This is a genomic window from Sedimentibacter sp. B4, assembly GCF_000309315.1.
Lineage (GTDB): Bacteria > Bacillota > Clostridia > Tissierellales > Sedimentibacteraceae > Sedimentibacter > Sedimentibacter saalensis.
In genome coordinates, this window is the sequence record NZ_CANG01000040.1 from 1 (window position 1) to 1,485 (window position 1,485).

The 1,485-nt window shown below is 35.8% G+C and carries 3 protein-coding genes and 1 pseudogene; 2 read left to right on the forward strand and 2 right to left on the reverse strand.

What is annotated here, in order from left to right; genetic code table 11:
• Nucleotides 1-488: [Fe-Fe] hydrogenase large subunit C-terminal domain-containing protein (locus BN358_RS27480; RefSeq protein ID WP_040582236.1), on the forward strand; the 488-nt coding region annotated here is incomplete at its 5' end.
• 7 nt (nt 489-495) lie between these two features.
• On the forward strand, nt 496-618 hold the full coding sequence (locus BN358_RS28305; RefSeq protein ID WP_255346884.1) for an iron hydrogenase small subunit: 123 nt from the start codon (nt 496-498) through the stop codon (nt 616-618).
• Between the two features lie 53 nt (nt 619-671).
• Here BN358_RS28305 and BN358_RS22820 read toward each other — a convergent pair.
• Both BN358_RS22820 and BN358_RS08355 read right to left on the reverse strand, forming a co-directional pair.
• A pseudogene (locus tag BN358_RS22820) lies at nt 672-842 on the reverse strand (HAD family hydrolase); the annotation flags it as partial.
• Between the two features lie 181 nt (nt 843-1,023).
• Nucleotides 1,024-1,332, reverse strand: a complete 309-nt coding sequence (locus tag BN358_RS08355) for an HAD family hydrolase (RefSeq protein WP_019228783.1) — start codon at nt 1,330-1,332, stop codon at nt 1,024-1,026.
• Nucleotides 1,333-1,485 lie beyond the last annotated feature (153 nt).

Below are 1,485 nucleotides of genomic sequence, written 5' to 3' on the forward strand. Positions count from 1 at the left end.
TTACAAAACTTCCTGATGAGCATACAGACAGTATTCTTGGAGATTACACAGGAGCCGGCGCAATATTCGGAGCAACCGGCGGTGTTATGGAAGCAGCTCTTCGTACGGTTGCGGACATATTGACTGGCAAAGATCTTGAATCAATCGAATATCAGGCAGTCAGAGGTATAGAAGGCGTTAAGGAAGCAAGCGTGGTTCTTCCTATAGGTGGAGTTGACACTGAAGTTAAAGTAGCTGTAGCTCACGGTACTGCAAATGCAGCAAAAGTGCTTGAGTCAGTGAAAGCAGGTGAAAAGGATTATCACTTCATAGAAGTTATGGCATGTCCGGGGGGATGTGTTCACGGCGGAGGGCAATCTCATGTTTCTGCAAAGGCAAGGTTGGATGTTAATCCTAAAGTAAGCAGAGCAAATGCACTCTATGAACTTGATAGATCTCTTCCTAAGAGAAAATCACATAAGAATCCGGAAGTTATGAAACTTTTATGAAGATTATCTGAAGGAACCTAACGGTCATTTATCACACAAACTTCTTCATACTCACTATACAAAGAGAGATTCTTACGAAATTGAGCAGGAAGAAGAATTTGCAAAGATGCTTGAAAAATTAGATAAATAATAAAAAAAGAGATTTTCCCTAAGGAAAATCTCTTCTTTTCAACAGAAATGCATTCAATTGTGGACAACTATTTTTTTTATTTCATCGGCTGTTGATACAATGTAATCAGCGCCTTCATCTTGCAGCACTGAAGAATTTCTGAAGCCCCATAAAACTCCAATGGACTTTATTCCTGCATTTTTTGCAGTTCGTATGTCTATTTCAGTGTCTCCTATGTACACGCATTGATTTTTTCTGTTTTGAGTTCACATATTATGTCAAGGAGAGAAGCAGGATCTGGTTTTGCCTGGTAGCCGTCCTTTAGGCCGCTTACATATTGAATTTTATCTCCAAAAGTTTTCGAAACTATTTTTTTTGTTAAAATCATCAGGTTTGTTTGATAAAATTGCCGTCAATATGTTTTTTTTATTTAAGATAATCAAGCATATCCAGTATTCCTTCATAAGGTTTCGTGTGGTCAAGCATATGCTTATTATAATATGTGTTATAATGAAAAAGAAATTCTTCTATTGTACTATCATCATAATTTTTAAAATACTCATCTAGGATGCTTTCAACAACTTTTCGCCTTCCTGTTCCAAGAAGCAATTTGTACTTCTGTGAATCTACGTGATGCAGATTAAATTTATCAAGGGCATAATTGCATGCTGCTTCTAAATCCTCTGCAGAATCCATCAATGTGCCGTCCAAATCAAATATTGCAGCTTTAAACATAAGATCCTCCATATAATTGTTAATTACATATTAACACATTAAGTTCCGTAATTGAAGCATTATTAAGGCAAATATTTGCTTTATGACATCTGTCAGATATGATATAATGATTAAAAACAATTTAGCAGGTGATTAAAATGTTGCTTAATTAAA